The sequence below is a fragment of the Brevundimonas sp. FV1ps31S genome, assembly GCF_058681265.1.
Window position 1 is genome coordinate 23,340 of record NZ_CM178735.1, and the last position, 16,155, is coordinate 39,494.

General features: G+C 66.4%; 14 protein-coding genes. 13 read left to right on the top strand and 1 reads right to left on the bottom strand.

Translation table 11 applies throughout. From position 1 onward, the window contains the following. Window positions 1-130 precede the first annotated feature (130 nt). The 12 genes from ACVPT3_RS00120 to ACVPT3_RS00175 all read left to right on the top strand — a co-directional run bounded on the left by ACVPT3_RS00120 (window position 131) and on the right by ACVPT3_RS00175 (window position 14,209). Window positions 131-2,356: a TonB-dependent receptor gene (locus ACVPT3_RS00120; RefSeq protein WP_492042216.1), complete on the top strand. Its 2,226-nt coding sequence runs from the start codon at window positions 131-133 to the stop codon at window positions 2,354-2,356. A gap of 130 nt (window positions 2,357-2,486) precedes the next feature. Continuing rightward, the gene (locus ACVPT3_RS00125) at window positions 2,487-4,007 is read left to right on the top strand and encodes a spinster family MFS transporter (protein WP_492042217.1); all 1,521 of its coding nucleotides are present in this window, start codon (window positions 2,487-2,489) and stop codon (window positions 4,005-4,007) included. A gap of 85 nt (window positions 4,008-4,092) precedes the next feature. Beyond that, window positions 4,093-5,283: an ADP-forming succinate--CoA ligase subunit beta gene (gene sucC / locus ACVPT3_RS00130; RefSeq protein WP_492042218.1), complete on the top strand. Its 1,191-nt coding sequence runs from the start codon at window positions 4,093-4,095 to the stop codon at window positions 5,281-5,283. A 1-nt stretch (window position 5,284) separates the two neighbouring features. Beyond that, window positions 5,285-5,836: a hypothetical protein gene (locus tag ACVPT3_RS00135; RefSeq protein ID WP_492042219.1), complete on the top strand. Its 552-nt coding sequence runs from the start codon at window positions 5,285-5,287 to the stop codon at window positions 5,834-5,836. A gap of 55 nt (window positions 5,837-5,891) precedes the next feature. Beyond that, window positions 5,892-6,416, top strand: a complete 525-nt coding sequence (locus tag ACVPT3_RS00140; RefSeq protein WP_492042220.1) for a hypothetical protein — start codon at window positions 5,892-5,894, stop codon at window positions 6,414-6,416. Between the two features lie 66 nt (window positions 6,417-6,482). Continuing rightward, window positions 6,483-6,740 (top strand): DUF6364 family protein, encoded by a 258-nt coding sequence (locus ACVPT3_RS00145; protein WP_492042221.1) that lies wholly within the window; start codon window positions 6,483-6,485, stop codon window positions 6,738-6,740. After that, the gene (locus ACVPT3_RS00150) at window positions 6,724-7,149 is read left to right on the top strand and encodes a PIN domain-containing protein (protein WP_492042222.1); all 426 of its coding nucleotides are present in this window, start codon (window positions 6,724-6,726) and stop codon (window positions 7,147-7,149) included. Before ACVPT3_RS00145 ends, ACVPT3_RS00150 begins: the two co-directional genes overlap by 17 nt. Before the next feature lie 29 nt (window positions 7,150-7,178). Further along, on the top strand, window positions 7,179-8,081 hold the full coding sequence (gene sucD / locus ACVPT3_RS00155; RefSeq protein WP_492042223.1) for a succinate--CoA ligase subunit alpha: 903 nt from the start codon (window positions 7,179-7,181) through the stop codon (window positions 8,079-8,081). 361 nt (window positions 8,082-8,442) lie between these two features. Beyond that, entirely contained in the window at window positions 8,443-11,463 is a 3,021-nt protein-coding gene (locus ACVPT3_RS00160; protein WP_492042224.1) for a 2-oxoglutarate dehydrogenase E1 component, read from the top strand. 42 nt (window positions 11,464-11,505) lie between these two features. After that, window positions 11,506-13,014 (top strand): 2-oxoglutarate dehydrogenase complex dihydrolipoyllysine-residue succinyltransferase, encoded by a 1,509-nt coding sequence (odhB, locus tag ACVPT3_RS00165; RefSeq protein ID WP_492042225.1) that lies wholly within the window; start codon window positions 11,506-11,508, stop codon window positions 13,012-13,014. Between the two features lie 60 nt (window positions 13,015-13,074). Next, the gene (locus ACVPT3_RS00170) at window positions 13,075-13,710 is read left to right on the top strand and encodes a glutathione S-transferase family protein (RefSeq protein WP_492042226.1); all 636 of its coding nucleotides are present in this window, start codon (window positions 13,075-13,077) and stop codon (window positions 13,708-13,710) included. A gap of 103 nt (window positions 13,711-13,813) precedes the next feature. Next, window positions 13,814-14,209, top strand: coding sequence for a hypothetical protein (locus tag ACVPT3_RS00175; protein WP_492042227.1), 396 nt, complete (start codon window positions 13,814-13,816; stop codon window positions 14,207-14,209). Here ACVPT3_RS00175 and prfA read toward each other — a convergent pair whose 3' ends face one another. After that, the gene (gene prfA / locus ACVPT3_RS00180; RefSeq protein ID WP_492042228.1) at window positions 14,210-15,277 is read right to left on the bottom strand and encodes a peptide chain release factor 1; all 1,068 of its coding nucleotides are present in this window, start codon (window positions 15,275-15,277) and stop codon (window positions 14,210-14,212) included. A gap of 185 nt (window positions 15,278-15,462) precedes the next feature. Here prfA and ACVPT3_RS00185 point away from each other — a divergent pair, with 185 nt between their 5' ends. Continuing rightward, window positions 15,463-16,152, top strand: coding sequence for a response regulator (locus ACVPT3_RS00185; RefSeq protein ID WP_492042229.1), 690 nt, complete (start codon window positions 15,463-15,465; stop codon window positions 16,150-16,152). Window positions 16,153-16,155 lie beyond the last annotated feature (3 nt).

Consider the following 16,155-nt stretch of genomic DNA (forward strand, 5'->3'; position numbering starts at 1 on the left):
CGGCGGCGCGGTGACGCGGGGGAAGGGGAGGGTTTGACAGACGGCGGAAACCGGGTCAGGTTCAGGAAAATCATTGAACGCTGAATAAAAGCGTCAACGGGCTGGAAACGACAACCGAAGGGGTAGGATCATGAGACATCATGTGAAGTGCGCGCTGCTGGCCGGCGCGGCTTGGGGCGTGCTGGCGGGGGCTTCGACGGCCCAGGACGCCGAGGCGACGGCCCAGGCGGCCAACGCCGGGCAATCCAATATGATCGAGGACATCGTCGTCACCGCCCGTCGGCGCGACGAACAGCTGAAGGACGTGCCGGTCGCGGTCTCGGCCCTCAGCGGCGAGCGGCTGGAACAGACCGGCGCCACCGACATCACCGCCCTGCAGCAGCAGACGCCGAACGCCACGGTGCAGATCGCGCGGGGCTCCAACTCGACCCTTATCAGCTTTATCCGCGGCGTGGGCCAGCAGGACCCGCTGTGGGGCTTCGAGCCCGGCGTCGGCCTCTATATCGACGACGTCTATGTGGCCCGGCCCCAGGGCGCGGTGCTGGACATCTTCGACATCTCGCGGATTGAAGTGCTGCGCGGGCCGCAGGGCACCCTGTACGGCCGCAACACCATCGGCGGGGCGATCAAATACGTCACCAAACGCCTGGGCGCCGAGCCCAGTCTGACGGCGCGGGCCGAGGTCGGGTCGTATAACGAGCGCAACTTCCTGCTGTCGGGCTCGGTCCCTGTCGGGGAGACCTTTGCGATTGGGGGCGCGGTCGCCACCTATCAGCACGACGGCTATGGCGAGAACCTGAACACCGGCCAGGACCAGTACGACAAGGACGTCACCGCCTATCGCGCCAGCGCCGAATGGACGCCGAACGACAGCCTGTTCTTCCGTCTGGCCTGGGACCGGGTCGAGGACGACTCCAGCCCCCGTCACGGCCACCGCGAGGTGAATTCGACCACCGGCGGCTATACGCCCCCGGCCAGCGAATACGACACCTACGCCGGCATCACCGGCGAGCAGAAGGTGGTCACCGAGGGCGTGTCCCTGACGGGCGAATACCGGGTCAACGACATGCTGACCCTGAAGTCGATCACCGCCTACCGCTCGGGCGACACCGCCACCGTCATCGACTTCGACCAGACGCCGCTGCCGACCCTGGACGTGCCGGCCATCTATTCGGACGACCAGTTCACCCAGGAGTTCCAGGCCCTGTTCACCGGCGATCGCTGGTCCGGCGTGGCCGGCGTCTTCTATCTGGACGGCACCTCGTCCGGCGCCTTCGACACCATCGCCGGCAACCTGGGTCTGGCCATTGCGGCGGCGGGCTCGGTGGACACCCAGTCCTTCTCGGTGTTCGGCGACTTCAGCTATGACCTCACCGACCGGCTGCACGTCTCGCTGGGCGGGCGCTACACCAAGGACGACAAGGACGCCTCGGTCCTGCGCCTCTTCTATCTGGGCGCCACGCCGACGCCCTACACCGGCGGCGCCGACCGGCCGATCTTCGCGACGCGGACCAATTATTCCGCCTCGGACAGCTTCGAGAAGTTCACGCCGCGCGCCAGCGTCTCTTATGACTTCAGCGAGGAAATCACCGGCTACGCCTCGGTCAGCCAGGGCTTCAAGTCGGGCGGCTGGGACATGCGGGGCGACGCCGCCCTGGTGCCGCAGACGGTCGACGGCTACCAGCCCGAGACGGTCACCACCTATGAGCTGGGCCTGAAGGGGTCGGCCTTCGACCGGCGGATGAACTTCGCCTCGGCGGTCTTCTATTCCGACTACAAGGACCAGCAGATCACGACCCAGCAGGTGGCCACGGCCCCGGCCGTCGGCATCGCCTCGGTGGTCGACAACGCCGGCGCCTCGACCATCTACGGCTTCGAGCTGGAAGGTTCGGCCTTCCTGACCGACGACATCACCGCCAACTTCTCGCTGGGCTATCTGAAGAACGAGTTCGACGAGTTCATCACCCGGATCACCGGCACGCCCGTCGATATCTCGGACACCCGCGAGCCGCAGAACTCGCCGGAATGGTCGGCCTATTACGGCATGACCTGGCGCGGCGACATTATGGGCGGGGAGATCCGGGTGACGCCGTCGCTGTCCTACCGGTCGGACTACCACCTGTTCGACACGCCGGACCCCATCCTGGACCAGGACGGCTATGTGCTGGCCGACGCCAGCGTGGTCTGGATCGCGCCGAGCAAGCAGTGGGAGGTCGGCCTGTTCGGCCGCAACCTGACCGATGTCCGCTACAAGGTCGGGGGCTACAGCTTCCCCGGCGCGACCTACAACAACTCGATCAGCGCCTTCTACGGCCCGCCGACCACCTATTCGGCGCGCCTGACCTACCGGTTCTGATCGCGACAGAGGCCTGACGGAGGGCGGCGGCCTGGGGCGGCGGCTTGGGGGCCGCCGCCCTTTGCTTTGCAGAAGCAGGACTTGGGGCTAGGCTCGCCTCAACAAGAAGAAGACGCCGAGGGAAACGCCGATGACGACCGACACGCTGACGGACGGGCAGGCGCCCGCGCCGCACCGACCGGGCTACCGCTTCTATGTGCTGGCGGTGCTGATCCTGATCTACATGCTGAACTTCCTGGACCGGCAGATCATCGGCATCCTGGCCGCGCCGCTGAAGGAAGAATTCGGCATGTCCGACAGCCAGTTCGGCCTGTTGGGCGGCATCGCCTTCGCCTCGGTCTATTCGACCCTGGCCATTCCCCTGGCCTGGCTGGCCGACCGGTTCAGCCGGGTGTGGATCATGACCGGGGCCCTGGCGGTCTGGTCCGGCTTTACGGCCCTGTGCGGCATGGCGGGGTCGTTCGGCCAACTGTTCCTGTGCCGGATGGGGGTGGGCGTGGGCGAGGCGGGCGGGGTGGCGCCGGCCTATTCGCTGATCGCCGACTATTTCCCGCCGCATCAGCGGGCGCGGGCCCTGGCGGCCTTCGCCTTCGGGATTCCGCTGGGCATGGCGGCGGGGACCCTGGTCGGGGGGCTGCTCGCGGCGACCTATGGCTGGCGGACGGCCTTCATCGTGGTGGGTCTGCTGGGGGTGCTGGTCGCGCCCCTGCTGCGGCTGACGGTGAAGGATCCCAAGCGCGGCGGGACCGATGCGATCAAGACCGAGGCCCAGGTCGCGGCCCTGGCGGCGGCGCCGGTCGGCACCGACCGGGCAGGCAAGATCGCGGCCCAGGTCATGCTGGGCCTGGGCGCCGGGCTGCTGATCCTGGCGGCGGCGAACTGGCTGATGGGCGTGTCCCTGGGCAGTCCGCTGGTCCTGGCCTTCGCCGGCCTGCTGGCCGGGGTGATCGGCGTTTCCTTGATGGTGGCGCGGCGCACCGCCTCGTTGGTGATCAGAAAACCCAGCTTCTGGCTGCTGGCGCTCGGCGCGGCCTCGTCTTCGGTGTGCGGCTATGGGGTGGCGGGCTGGCTGCCGCTGTTCTTCATGCGCAGTTTCGACCTGACCCTGCGTCAGACCAGCTGGTATTATTCGGGCATTGTTCTGATCGGCGGCCTTCTGGGCATCTGGCTGGGCGGAATGATCGCCGACAAGCTGTCGAAAAAGGGCAAGGGCGCCTATCCCCTGACCCCAGCCATCGCCTTCCTGATCTCGGCGCCTTGTTTCATCCTGGCGATGAACTCGCCCTGGCTGATCGGCCTGGTCCTGCCGGGCGGCGGCAGCAACACCCAGCAACTGGTCCTGGCCTTCCTGATCTTCCTGTTGCCCACCGGCCTGAACCTGGCCTGGCTGGGGCCGATCACGGCGGCGGTCCAGCATCTGGTTCCGGCGGCGATGCGGTCCACGGCCTCGGCCCTGTTCCTGCTGCTGAACAATCTGCTGGGGATCGCGGTCGGCTTCTACTATTTCGGCTGGATGAGCGACCTGCTGGCGCCCCGCTTCGGAGAGGAGAGCCTGAGGTGGGCCATCTACACCGGCATGGGCTTCTATGTGCTGGCGGCGATCCTGCTGATCGGGGCCTCGCGGACGTTGAAGCGGGACTGGGTCGACTAAAGGGAGGCTGTGGACGGTTGCACCTGCGAACGGACGGGGCCTATAAGCCCCGCAACTCTCCCAGCAGCGGTTGCGACGGTCCCTCATGAACATCCACGAATATCAGGCCAAGCAGGTCCTCAAAGGCTTCGGCGCTCCGGTCGCCGCAGGCGTCGCAGTGACGTCGGTCGATCAGGTCGAGGCGGCCGCCAAATCCCTGCCCGGCCCCCTCTATGTCGTGAAATCGCAGATCCACGCCGGCGGCCGCGGCAAGGGCAAGTTCAAGGAACTGCCGGCCGACGCCAAGGGCGGCGTTCGCCTGGCCTTCTCGGTCGAAGAGGCCGTCGCCCACGCCAAGGAAATGCTGGGCAACACCCTGGTCACCGCCCAGACGGGCGACGCCGGCAAACAGGTCAACCGCCTCTATATCGAGGACGGCGCCGACATCGATCGTGAACTGTACTGCTCGCTGCTGGTCGACCGCGCCTATGGCCGCATCGCCTTCGTCGTCTCGACCGAAGGCGGCATGGACATCGAAACCGTTGCTCACGACACGCCCGAGAAGATCCAGAACATCGTCATCGACCCGAGCGCGGGCGTGACCGACGCCGACATCGCCGCCATCAGCGCCGCCTACGGCCTGACGGGCGCCGCAGCCGAAGACGCAAAGTCCCTGTTCCCCGCCCTGTACAAGGCCTTCGTCGAGAAGGACATGGACATGCTGGAGGTGAACCCCCTCATCGTCATGAAGGACGGCCATCTGCGCGTCCTGGACGCCAAGGTCAGCTTCGACGGCAACGCCCTGTTCCGCCACGACGACATCAAGGCCCTGCGCGACGAAACCGAGGAAGACGCCAAGGAAATCGAAGCCTCCAAGTGGGACCTCGCCTATGTCTCGCTGGACGGCAACATCGGTTGCATGGTCAACGGCGCCGGCCTGGCCATGGCGACGATGGACATCATCAAACTGTACGGCAAGGAGCCGGCCAACTTCTGCGACGTCGGCGGCGGCGCCGGCAAGGAGAAGGTCGCGGCGGCCTTCAAGATCATCACCGCCGACCCGAACGTCCAGGGCATCCTGGTCAACATCTTCGGCGGCATCATGAAGTGCGACGTCATCGCCGAGGGCGTCGTCGCCGCGGTGAAGGAAGTCGGTCTGAAGGTGCCGCTGGTCGTGCGCCTGGAAGGCACCAACGCCGAACTGGGCAAGAAAATCCTGAACGAGTCGGGCCTGACCATCCAGGCGGCTGACGATCTGGACGACGCCGCCCAGAAGATCGTCGCGGCGGTCGGCTGACATGCGCGCGCCGCTCTTCGCCCTGGCGTTGAGCGGCTTCGCGGCTTCCGCAGGAGCCCAAACGCCTGCGTCATCCCCTGTTGTCCAGCTGCTTCGCGACGCCTGTGTGGCGACAGAGATGGAGCGCGACGCCTATGACGCGCTGGCGAACGAAAGAGGCTGGTCGCCTCGACCCTATGTCGCACCGGCCGATACGCCCGACGACTGGGGTTCGCGCTATATCGCGGACTCCGCCCAGACCCTGCTGATCGGCTCGGACCGGACGCGGCGTCAGGGCAGCACGACCTATCCCGCGTTCCGCAGCTGCAATGTCGTCATGGTGCGGCCTGCCGGGGAGTGGCGCGCGGATATGGAGGCGTTGGCGGGCGAGCTTGGTTTCAAGCTCTACAAGCCGGACCGCCAAAATCCCTACGCCCGGTTCGTCCCCAGCGAGGGCCAGGAATGGCGCAAGCGCGGCAGTTTCATCAGCTGGTCGCATCGACCCTCCGACGGAATACTGAGACTGGAGATCTACCGCAGCCTTGATGGCGGCTTCCAGTTTCCGCCTCGGTAGGGCAGGCTCCTGTGACGACCTCTGTCGATCATGAGATGGTTCGGGACGCCTTGCTATGTTGACGTTGATTCCAGCAGCAGTGTTTCTGGCTTCCAGCGCCGTCGGTCTGACCCAGAATGATCAGCTCACCGCCGCCGGTTATTTCCGGGAGGCGTGTGTGGCGACGGACATGCAACGCGCCGGTTACGAGAGCTTCGCCGCAAGCCGGGGATGGCAAAAGCTGCTGCGCGTTGTCCGGGCGGACCAACCCCTGGACACGCGCGTCTGGGAGAGCATGTATGGCCTGAGGGCCGGCGGCGTCCAGTCCTGGATGTCCGGTGAGACGGGGGGCGAGAACCCGTCCCATGCGACCTCTTGCGGCATAGCCGTCACGGAGCTGAACGGTGAATGGCGCGCAGACCTCGAAAAGCTCGCTTCGGAACTCGGGATGGATCCGGCCACAGCGGTCGCAAAGCCGAACTCGCTTGAAGCCCGGGCCTGGTCGACCCGCACGTCTGACCCGCTGTCATTGTCCTTTGACCTCTACCCGTCTGGCTTGACCATACGTCTCACGCGTTCGTCGACCGTCGGCGCCAAATAGACCCGGTCGCCCGCTGACCTTACTGCACGGATTGTGTGCTCCACATAACCCGTGTAAAAGCCGGCCGTGACCCGTAACCTGACCCTCGCCATCGACGACGACCTGCTCGACAAAGTGCGGGTGCTGGCCGCCATGAAGCGGACCAGCGTCAACGAGATGGTGCGCGGCTTCCTGACCCGGCTGGTCGAGCAGGAGGTCGAACACGACGAAGCGACGCAGGAATTGCTGAAGCTGATCGACGAGTCCGAAGGGGACATGGGCGACTGGCGGTTCAGCCGTGAGGAAACCTACAGCGGAGAGCCTCGCTTTGATCGCTGGGGCTGAAGTCTTCCTCGACACCAATATCCTGATCTATGCGGCCCAAGGGGGGCGGGTTGCGCCGGAAAAGCGTGACATCGCGCGACGCATCATCCTTCAGGGTCGGTACGGAACATCCGGCCAGGTGCTGGCCGAGTTTTACAATGTAGCGACCCGCAAGGGCGCGCGCCCTCTCACGCCGGAAACGGCTCGGCGCTGGGTTCGGACGCTCGCGAAGAAACCTTGCCAGTCCATCGATCCCGCCGTCGTCCTCGCCGCCGTCGATCTGTCCCAGCGCTATCAGATCTCCTACTGGGATGGGGCTGTCATCGCCGCCGCCGAACGGCTGGGCGCGAAAATCCTCTATTCCGAAGACCTCAATCACGGTCAGACCTACGGGTCGGTCCGGGTCGAAAATCCTTTCCTTTCCGTCTAACCCAAGCCTAACAAGCGAAACGAGACCCCATGTCCATCCTCGTCAACAAAGACACCAAGATCATCGTCCAGGGGCTGACCGGCAAGACCGGCGGCTTCCACACCGAACAGGCCCTGGCCTATCACGGCACCCAGATGGTCGCCGGCGTGCACCCGACCAAGGGCGGCACCAGCTGGACGGGTTCGCACGGTGAAAGCCTGCCGATCTACGCCTCGGTCGCCGAAGCCAAGGACGCCACGGGCGCCGACGCCTCGGTGATCTATGTCCCGCCGTCGGGCGCGGCCGCCGCCATCATCGAAGCCATCGACGCCGAGATCCCCTTCATCACCTGCATCACCGAGGGCATTCCGGTGATGGACATGGTCAAGGTCAAGCGCCGCCTGGAAGGCTCCAAGTCGCGCCTGCTGGGCCCGAACTGCCCCGGCATCCTGACGCCGGACGAGTGCAAGATCGGCATCATGCCGGGCAATATCTTCAAGAAGGGCTCGGTCGGCATCGTGTCGCGTTCGGGCACCCTGACCTATGAAGCCGTGTTCCAGACCTCGAACGAAGGCTTGGGCCAGACCACGGCCGTCGGCATCGGCGGCGACCCGGTCAAGGGCACCGAGTTCATCGACGTGCTGGAGCTGTTCTTGGCGGATCCGGAAACCACCTCGATCATCATGATCGGTGAAATCGGCGGCGGCGCCGAAGAAGACGCCGCCCAGTTCCTGATCGACGAAGCCAAGAAGGGCCGCAAGAAGCCGATGGCCGGCTTCATCGCCGGTCGTACGGCGCCCAAGGGCCGCACCATGGGCCACGCCGGCGCCGTCGTCTCGGGCGGCAAGGGCGATGCGGAATCCAAGATCGCGGCGATGGAAGCCGCCGGCATCCGCATGTCGGAATCGCCGGCCCGCCTGGGCAAGACCCTGGTGGAAGTGCTGAAGGGCTGATCGCACGAACCTCTCCCTCCCCCCTGCGGGGGAGGGGCGTCGCGTCAGCGACGGGGTGGGGGCGGCTAGGCTGGGTCTACCGGTCGGGGGAAGGAAGGTCTGTGGGGCGTCGCCTTGCCCGCCCCACCCGGCTCCGCTTCGCTTCGCCCCCCTCCCCCGTGGGGGAGGGAGAATGAAAAATGCCGGTCTCGGCAGGATTGGACGCTCTCGGCTCAGGCCGGGGGCGTTTTTCTTTGCGGCTGCGACCAATTTCTCACCGAATTGCCCCGTTTCGGTCATGACCCATAAGGAAAGCGAGCCTATATGACGGGCGCACCCCTCACGGAGATGTGTCCGTCGGGGGCCAGGGATTGCGAAAACGATGGCGGACGATGCCGGTCGGCTGAACCAGGTCTTTGCCGAGACCTCATTCCTCTACGGGGCCAATGCGGCCTATATCGAGGAGCTGCACGAGAAATGGGCCAATGATCCAGGCTCGGTCTCTGCGGAATGGAAAGCCTTCTTCGACCAGCTGCGCGACAACGCCGCCAGCGTGAAGGCCTCGGCTGAGGCCGGCGCCTGGGGACGTGGCACGGCGACGGAGCCCAACGAAGCCAACGCCGTGTTCGACGGGCGCTGGCCGGCGCCCAAGCCCGATCCGAAGAAGCCCGGCGCAGCGCCTGCGTCGGCTCCGGCCGCCGCCAAGGCTGCGCCCGTCGAGGTTTCAGGCGACGCCATCCGCGCCGCCGCCCATGATTCCATCCGCGCCCTGATGCTGATCCGCAGCTATCGCGTGCGCGGCCATCTGCAGGCCAATCTGGACCCGCTGGGCATCGAACAGCCGGTCGAGAATCCTGAGCTGACGCCGGAATTCTATGGCTTCAGCGAAGCCGACCTGGATCGTCCGATCTTCCTGGACGGGGTTCTGGGGCTTCAGACCGGCACGATCCGTCAAGTTCTGGACCTGCTGAAGCGCACCTACTGCGGCAATATCGGCATCCAGTACATGCATATCGCCGAGCCGGAGGAGAAGTCCTGGCTGCAGCAGCGGTTCGAAGGGCCGGACAAGTTCGAGCAGAACGCCTTCACCAAGGAAGGCAAGCTGGCCATCCTGAACAAGCTGATCGAGGCTGAAGGCTTCGAGCGGTTCCTGCACAAGCGTTTCCCCGGCACCAAGCGGTTCGGCCTGGACGGCGGCGAGGCCATGGTCCCGGCGCTGGAGCAGGTGATCAAGCGCGGCGGCAATCTGGGCGTCGATGAAGTCGTGCTGGGCATGGCCCACCGCGGCCGCCTGAACGTGCTCGCCGCCGTTATGGGCAAGCCCTACAAGGTCATCTTCCACGAGTTCCAGGGCGGCTCGGCCGTGCCCAGCGACATCGAGGGCTCGGGCGACGTCAAATATCACATGGGCGCCTCGTCGAACCGCGAGTTCGACGGCAACCACGTCCACTTGTCGCTGACCGCCAACCCGTCGCACCTCGAGATCGTCAACCCGGTCGTGCTGGGCAAAGCGCGCGCCAAACAGGCGTTTGATATCCGCGACGCCAACGCCGGCAAGCCCGAGGCGGAATGGGCGCTGGACCGCTCCAAGGTCGTGCCCCTGCTGATCCACGGCGACGCCGCCTTCGCCGGCCAGGGCGTGGTGGCCGAATGTTTCGCCCTGATGGGGCTGAAGGGCTATCGCACCGGCGGCACCCTGCATTTCGTCATCAACAACCAGATCGGCTTCACCACCAGCCCGCGGAACTCGCGCTCGTCGCCGTACCCGTCTGATGTTGCGCTGATGGTCCAGGCGCCGATCTTCCACGTGAACGGCGATGATCCCGAAGCGGTCGTCTTCGCCGCCAAGGTGGCCACCGAATACCGCCAGAAGTTCCACAAGGACGCGGTGGTGGACATGTTCTGCTATCGCCGCTTCGGCCACAACGAAGGCGACGATCCGACCTTCACCCAGCCGCTGATGTATTCGAAGATCCGCGCCCAGCGCTCGACCCGCGAACTGTATTCTCAGCGTCTGGTCGCCGAGGGCGTGATCACCCAGCCCGAGATCGACGCCGAAGTCGCCCGGTTCGAGACCTTCCTCGACGAACAGTTCGAGGCCGGCAAGACCTGGTCCGCCGAGAAGGCCGACTGGCTGGACGGCCAGTGGCAGGGCTTCCAGTCGCCCAAGGACGAGCTGCGCGGCGAGACAGGCGTGCCCCTGGCCAAGCTGATCGACCTGGGTCATCGCCTGACCACCATCCCCAACAGCGTCGACATGCACAAGACGTTGAAGCGGGTCTATGACGGCCGTCGCGAGGCGATCACCTCGGGCGAGAACCTGGACTGGGCCACGGCCGAAAGCCTGGCCTTCGCCTCGCTGGTGGACGAAGGCTTCCCCGTTCGTCTGTCGGGTCAGGATTCGGTGCGCGGCACCTTCTCGCAGCGCCATTCGGGCATCATCGATCAGACGACCGAAGAGCGGTACATGCCGCTGAACAACCTGCGCGAAGGCCAGGCCAATTTCGAGGTGATCGACTCGGCCCTGTCGGAAGAGGCGGTGCTGGGCTTCGAGTACGGCTATTCGCTGGCCGACCCCAACACCCTGGTGCTGTGGGAAGCCCAGTTTGGCGACTTCGTGAACGGCGCCCAGGTGGTGATCGACCAGTTCATCAGCTCGGGCGAACGCAAATGGCTGCGGATGAGCGGCCTGACCATGCTGCTGCCGCACGGCTACGAGGGCCAGGGTCCGGAACACTCGTCGGCCCGCCTGGAGCGGTTCCTGCAGCAGTGCGCAGAAGAGAATATGCAGGTCGCCAACTGCACCACCCCGGCCAACTATTTCCACATCCTGCGTCGCCAGATGCACCGGCCGTTCCGCAAGCCGCTGATCCTGATGACGCCCAAGTCGCTGCTGCGTCACAAGAAGGCGGTCTCGTCGATGAAGGATCTGGCGGAGGGTTCGTCCTTCCACCGCGTCCTGCACGACGACGCCCAGACCCGCCCCGACGTCGCCGGGATCAAGATCAAGGCCGACAAGGCGATCCGCCGCGTCATCCTGTGCTCGGGCAAGGTCTATTACGACCTGCTGGACGCGCGCGAAAAGAAGGCCAAGGACGGCCAGGCGGTGGACGACGTCTATATCCTGCGCCTGGAGCAGTTCTATCCGTGGCCGATCCAGTCCCTGCGCAAGGAACTGGCCCGTTTCCCGAAGGCGGAAGTGGTCTGGTGCCAGGAAGAGCCGAAGAATATGGGCGGTTGGACCTTCGTCGATCCGTGGCTGGAGCTGACGCTCGACAAGCTGGATGTCGCCTCCAAGCGCGCCCGCTACGTCGGTCGTCCCGGTTCCGCCTCCACGGCCGCCGGCCTGATGAGCCGGCACCTGAAGGAACTCGAGACCTTCACCAACGAAGCCTTCGCCTGATACACCCTACACGATACTCCCAAAGAGACAGCTGGACCCGACATGGCCGACATCCTGACCCCCGCCCTCGGTGAATCCGTCACCGAGGCCACCATCGCGAAATGGACCAAGAAGGTCGGCGACGCGGTCAAGAAGGACGAACTGCTCGTCGAACTGGAGACCGACAAGGTCTCGCTGGAAGTCGTGGCCCCGGCTGATGGCGTCCTGGGCGCCATCAACGCCGCCGAGGGCGACACCGTCGTGCCGGGCACCGTCCTGGGTTCGGTGACCGAAGGCGGCGCGGCCGCTGCTGCGGCTCCGGCCCCAGCCAAGGCCGCCAAGGCCGAGGCCAAGGCTGCGCCCGCCGCCGCTGCGTCGAGCATCGACATCACCGTGCCGGTGATGGGCGAAAGCGTCGCCGAGGGTTCGATGGGCAAGTGGCTCAAGAAAAACGGCGAGGCCGTCAAGAAGGACGAGCTGCTGGTCGAGATCGAGACCGACAAGGTCGCGGTCGAGGTGTCGGCGCCGGCTGACGGCGTGCTGACCATCGCCGCCGACGAAGGCGCGACCGTCACCCCCGGCCAGAAGATCGGTTCGGTTTCGGGTTCCGGCGCCGCTGCGGCTCCGGCCGCCTCTGCCCCGGCTTCGCCTGCCGCCGCCCCGGCCAACACCGGCTCGGCCCAGGTCGCCAAGAACGAGGCCCTGTCGCCGGCCGTTCAGCGCGTTGTGGCCGAGAACAATCTGGATCCGAAAACCATCGCCGCCACCGGGCCCAAGGGCAATATCACCAAGGCTGACGCCATCGCCGCCATCGGCGCCGCCGCTCCGGCGCCCGCCCCTGCCGCCGCTCCCTCGGCCCCGCGCGCCGTCGGTCCGCGCGAAGAGCGGGTGAAGATGACGCGCCTGCGTCAGACCATCGCCCGTCGCCTGAAGGAATCGCAGAACACGGCCGCCCAGCTGACCACCTTCAACGAGGTGGACATGACGAACGTCATGGCCCTGCGCGCCCAGTACAAGGACGTGTTCGAGAAGCGCCACGGCGTGAAGCTGGGCTTCATGTCCTTCTTCACCAAGGCCGTCGTCGCGGCCCTGCACGAGATCCCGGCCGTAAACGCCGAGATCGACGGCACGGACATCATCTACAAGAACCACTATGACATCGGCGTCGCCGTCGGCACCGACAAGGGACTGGTGGTTCCGGTGCTGCGCGACGCCGACACCCTGACGCTGGCCGGCATCGAAAAGGGCATCGGCGCCCTGGGCAAGGCCGCGCGTGACGGCGACCTGACCATGGATCAGATGCAGGGCGGCACCTTCACCATCACCAACGGCGGCACCTATGGCTCGCTGATGTCGACGCCGATCCTGAACGCGCCGCAGTCGGGCATCCTGGGCATGCACAACATCGTCCAGCGCCCGATGGCCATCAACGGCGAGGTCAAGATCCGCCCGATGATGTATCTGGCCCTCAGCTATGACCACCGGATCGTCGACGGCAAGGAAGCCGTGACCTTCCTGGTCCGGGTCAAGGAGCTGCTGGAAGATCCGCAGCGGGCCCTGCTGGACCTGTAAGACTTCTGAAAAGGCGGCGATGATCTCGCCGCCTTTTTTCTTTCTCGGCGAGGCCTGATCATGCTGACCCTCTATACCGCGCCCGGATCCTGCAGCCGGGCCAGCCATATCGCGCTGGAAGAGTCCGGACTGCCCTTCGAGGTCCGGCTTGTCGATTTCGCCCGCGGCGACCAGCAGCAACCGGCGTTTCTGGCCATCAATCCCAAGGGGCGGGTCCCGGCCCTGGCGACCGATCTTGGAATCCTGACCGAGAGCCCGGCCATCCTGGCCTATATCGCCGCGCTCGCGCCGTCGGGACTGCTGGCGCCGGTCGATCCGTTCGCCTTCGCCCGGATGCAGGCCTTCAACCTCTATCTCGCCTCGACCGTCCATGTGGCCCACGCCCATGGCCGGCGGGCCTCGCGCTGGAGCGACGACGCGGCGGCGCAGGCCTCGATGGCGGCCAAGGTGACGCAGAACATGCGGGACTGTTTCGCCCTGATCGAAGCCGATCTGGCCCAGAACGGCGGGGGCGACTGGGTGATGGGCGACGCCTATTCGGTCGCCGACCCCTATCTGTTCACCTTCTCCGCCTGGCTGGAAGGCGACGGCGTCGACATCGCCGTGTTTCCCCGGGTTCAGGCGCACTACGATCGGATGGCGAGCCGTCCAGCGGTCGTGCGGGCCCTCCAGGCGGAAGCTGCGCTCTCGGTCTGAGATATCAACGGATGTGTCTTGGATGCTCCGGTCAGGCGTTTTCCGCAGACTAAGGGGTTTTCCGCACTTACGACCCGCGCAGGAATGACGCCTTATTCCTGCCATGGAGTGGGCAGCGCGCGCGATAGGGGTGTTCTACGTCTTGGGCGGACTGATGCTGTTGTATCAGGCCTGGCTCAACTGGCGTCTGCAGAGGGCCTTGGCCGGTTTGGTTGCGATCCCCGTCGCCGAGCATGTGGGGGATGGGGTGATCGTTCTGGCCGGCGTGCTGATCATGCTGTCCGGCGCGGCGCTGGCGGCCCTCAGCGGCTGGGCCGTGATCGCCTTCATGGCCGGGTGGGCGGTGCAGGCCCTGTATCTGCTTTGGACCGATCAGGCGCCGCGGATCGGCGAGCCCGAGGCCGTCAGCTGTCGCCGACGATCGGTCCACGCCTTCACCGGCTACACCGCCGCCACCGGGATCGTCCTGTGGCTGCCGACGGTCGGCGTGCTGGGCTGATCAGCCGAACTCGGCCTCGAGATCCGCCAGGCGCGCCGCCTGATCCTCGGCGATCAGGGCGTTCAGCATGGGGTCAAGGTCGCCTTCCAGGATCTGGGGCAGGCTGTGCAGGGTCAGGCCGATGCGGTGGTCGGTCACGCGCCCTTGGGGGAAATTGTAGGTGCGGATCCGCTCGGACCGGTCGCCCGACCCGACCTGGGACTTGCGCGAGTCGGCGCGGGCCAGATCCTTGGCCTGGCGTTGCATGTCGTACAGGCGCACCCGCAGGTTCTTCATCGCCTTGTCGCGGTTCACGTGCTGCGATTTCTCGGAGCTGGTGGCCACGATCCCGGTCGGAAGGTGGGTGATCCGCACGGCCGAGTCGGTCTTGTTGACGTGCTGACCGCCCGAGCCGGAGGCGCGGAAGGTGTCGATGCGGATGTCCTTTTCCAGGATCTCGATCTCGACGTCCTCGACCTCGGGCAGGACGGCGACGGTGGCGGCCGAGGTGTGGATACGGCCCCCGGCCTCGGTCGTCGGCACCCGCTGGACCCGGTGGACGCCACTTTCGAACTTCAGTCGGCCGAACACCCCGTCGCCGGTGACGGTGGCGATGATCTCCTTGTAGCCGCCGGCGTCGCCCTCGGTCGCCGAATCCAGCTCGATCCGCCAGCCGCGCGTCGAGGCGTAGCGCGAATACATGCGGAAGAGGTCGCCGGCGAAAAGGGCCGCCTCGTCGCCGCCGGTGCCGGCGCGGACTTCCAGCACGGCCGAGGCGTTCTCGTCGGCGTCGCGCGGGGCCAGCAGCAGGGCGACCTCGCGCTCCAGGCCGGGCAGCGTATCGTTCAGGATCTGAAGCTCGTCCTGCGCCATCGCCGCCATTTCGGGGTCGGCCGTCATGGCTTCCAGGTCCGCCATTTCGGCGCGGGCGCGGGCCAGACCCTGGACCGCGTCGGCGACGGGCTTGAGTTCGGCGTGTTCCTTGGACAGGCGGACGATCTCGGCGCCGTCTGTCGCCGCGCCCATCCGGGCCTCCACCTCGTGGAAACGGTCGAGCACCTGATCGAGACGGGCCTGGGGCAGACGCAAGGCGGAGACATCCTGGGACAATGAGAGGGGCCGTCCTTAGCCCGCCTGGGGGGCTGCTGTCGATCATCGCCGATTTCGGAGGGCGGCGCCGGGCTTGTGATCGCCAATAACGATGGCGTCAGCCGCGGTTACGAACGTCATCTCGACGGTATAGCTGGCCGTGGAACCCTCGTAAGAAGGACGCCATGTTCGATCGCACGCCCCCCGCAAAATCCCTGGCCGAGCGCCCGACGGCGCGGACCGAAGACCTGACCGACAGCGTCGAGCGACTGTGCCGTCTTTACGACGCCCGGCTGGCTGAGACGGGCGGCCGGCTGTCGCCCGATCACGGGCGTGATCTCGAAGCCCTGGCGGGCCTGTTCGGGCTCGATGCCGATCGGCCTGCCGCCCAGATCTGGAGAGAACTGCGCCGGGTCCTGCTGCGCCAGACGTCCCGCCGTGCAGAGGACGTCGCGGTTCAGCCTGCCGAGCCCCAGGCCTTGCCCGAGGCCCCGGCCCTGACCCCGAAGACGGACGCGGAGCGCCTGACCCTGCTGGTGGTCGAGGACGACGCCGACGTGGCCGCCGACCTGACCGCGCTTCTGAGCGAGGCCGGCCATTCGGTGGTGGGGCCTTTCCACAGCGCCGCAGCGGCCGAGGCGGCGGCGGCCCTGCACGCGATCGACGCCGCCCTGCTGGATATCCATCTGTCGGATGGGGCCAGCGGCGCAGACCTGGCCGAGAGGCTGGCCCGGCGCTGGGGCGTGCGGATCATCTTCATCTCCGGCGACACGGCCGCCGCCGATCGCCACCGCCATCTCGCCGAGGCCGTGGTGCTGAAGCCCTACACGGGCGCGCAGATCCTGGCGGCGGTGGCCCGGCTGGGACGGACCTAACGC

Coding starts and splice junctions, on each gene's coding strand:
- ACVPT3_RS00185 (WP_492042229.1), top strand. CDS start 15,463: ATGTTCGATCGCACGCCCCCCGCAAAATCCCTGGCCGAGCGCCCGACG.
- ACVPT3_RS00175 (WP_492042227.1), top strand. CDS start 13,814: ATGGAGTGGGCAGCGCGCGCGATAGGGGTGTTCTACGTCTTGGGCGGA.
- ACVPT3_RS00125 (WP_492042217.1), top strand. CDS start 2,487: ATGACGACCGACACGCTGACGGACGGGCAGGCGCCCGCGCCGCACCGA.
- ACVPT3_RS00160 (WP_492042224.1), top strand. CDS start 8,443: ATGGCGGACGATGCCGGTCGGCTGAACCAGGTCTTTGCCGAGACCTCA.
- ACVPT3_RS00170 (WP_492042226.1), top strand. CDS start 13,075: ATGCTGACCCTCTATACCGCGCCCGGATCCTGCAGCCGGGCCAGCCAT.
- sucD (WP_492042223.1), top strand. CDS start 7,179: ATGTCCATCCTCGTCAACAAAGACACCAAGATCATCGTCCAGGGGCTG.
- ACVPT3_RS00135 (WP_492042219.1), top strand. CDS start 5,285: ATGCGCGCGCCGCTCTTCGCCCTGGCGTTGAGCGGCTTCGCGGCTTCC.
- odhB (WP_492042225.1), top strand. CDS start 11,506: ATGGCCGACATCCTGACCCCCGCCCTCGGTGAATCCGTCACCGAGGCC.
- ACVPT3_RS00140 (WP_492042220.1), top strand. CDS start 5,892: ATGTTGACGTTGATTCCAGCAGCAGTGTTTCTGGCTTCCAGCGCCGTC.
- sucC (WP_492042218.1), top strand. CDS start 4,093: ATGAACATCCACGAATATCAGGCCAAGCAGGTCCTCAAAGGCTTCGGC.
- ACVPT3_RS00120 (WP_492042216.1), top strand. CDS start 131: ATGAGACATCATGTGAAGTGCGCGCTGCTGGCCGGCGCGGCTTGGGGC.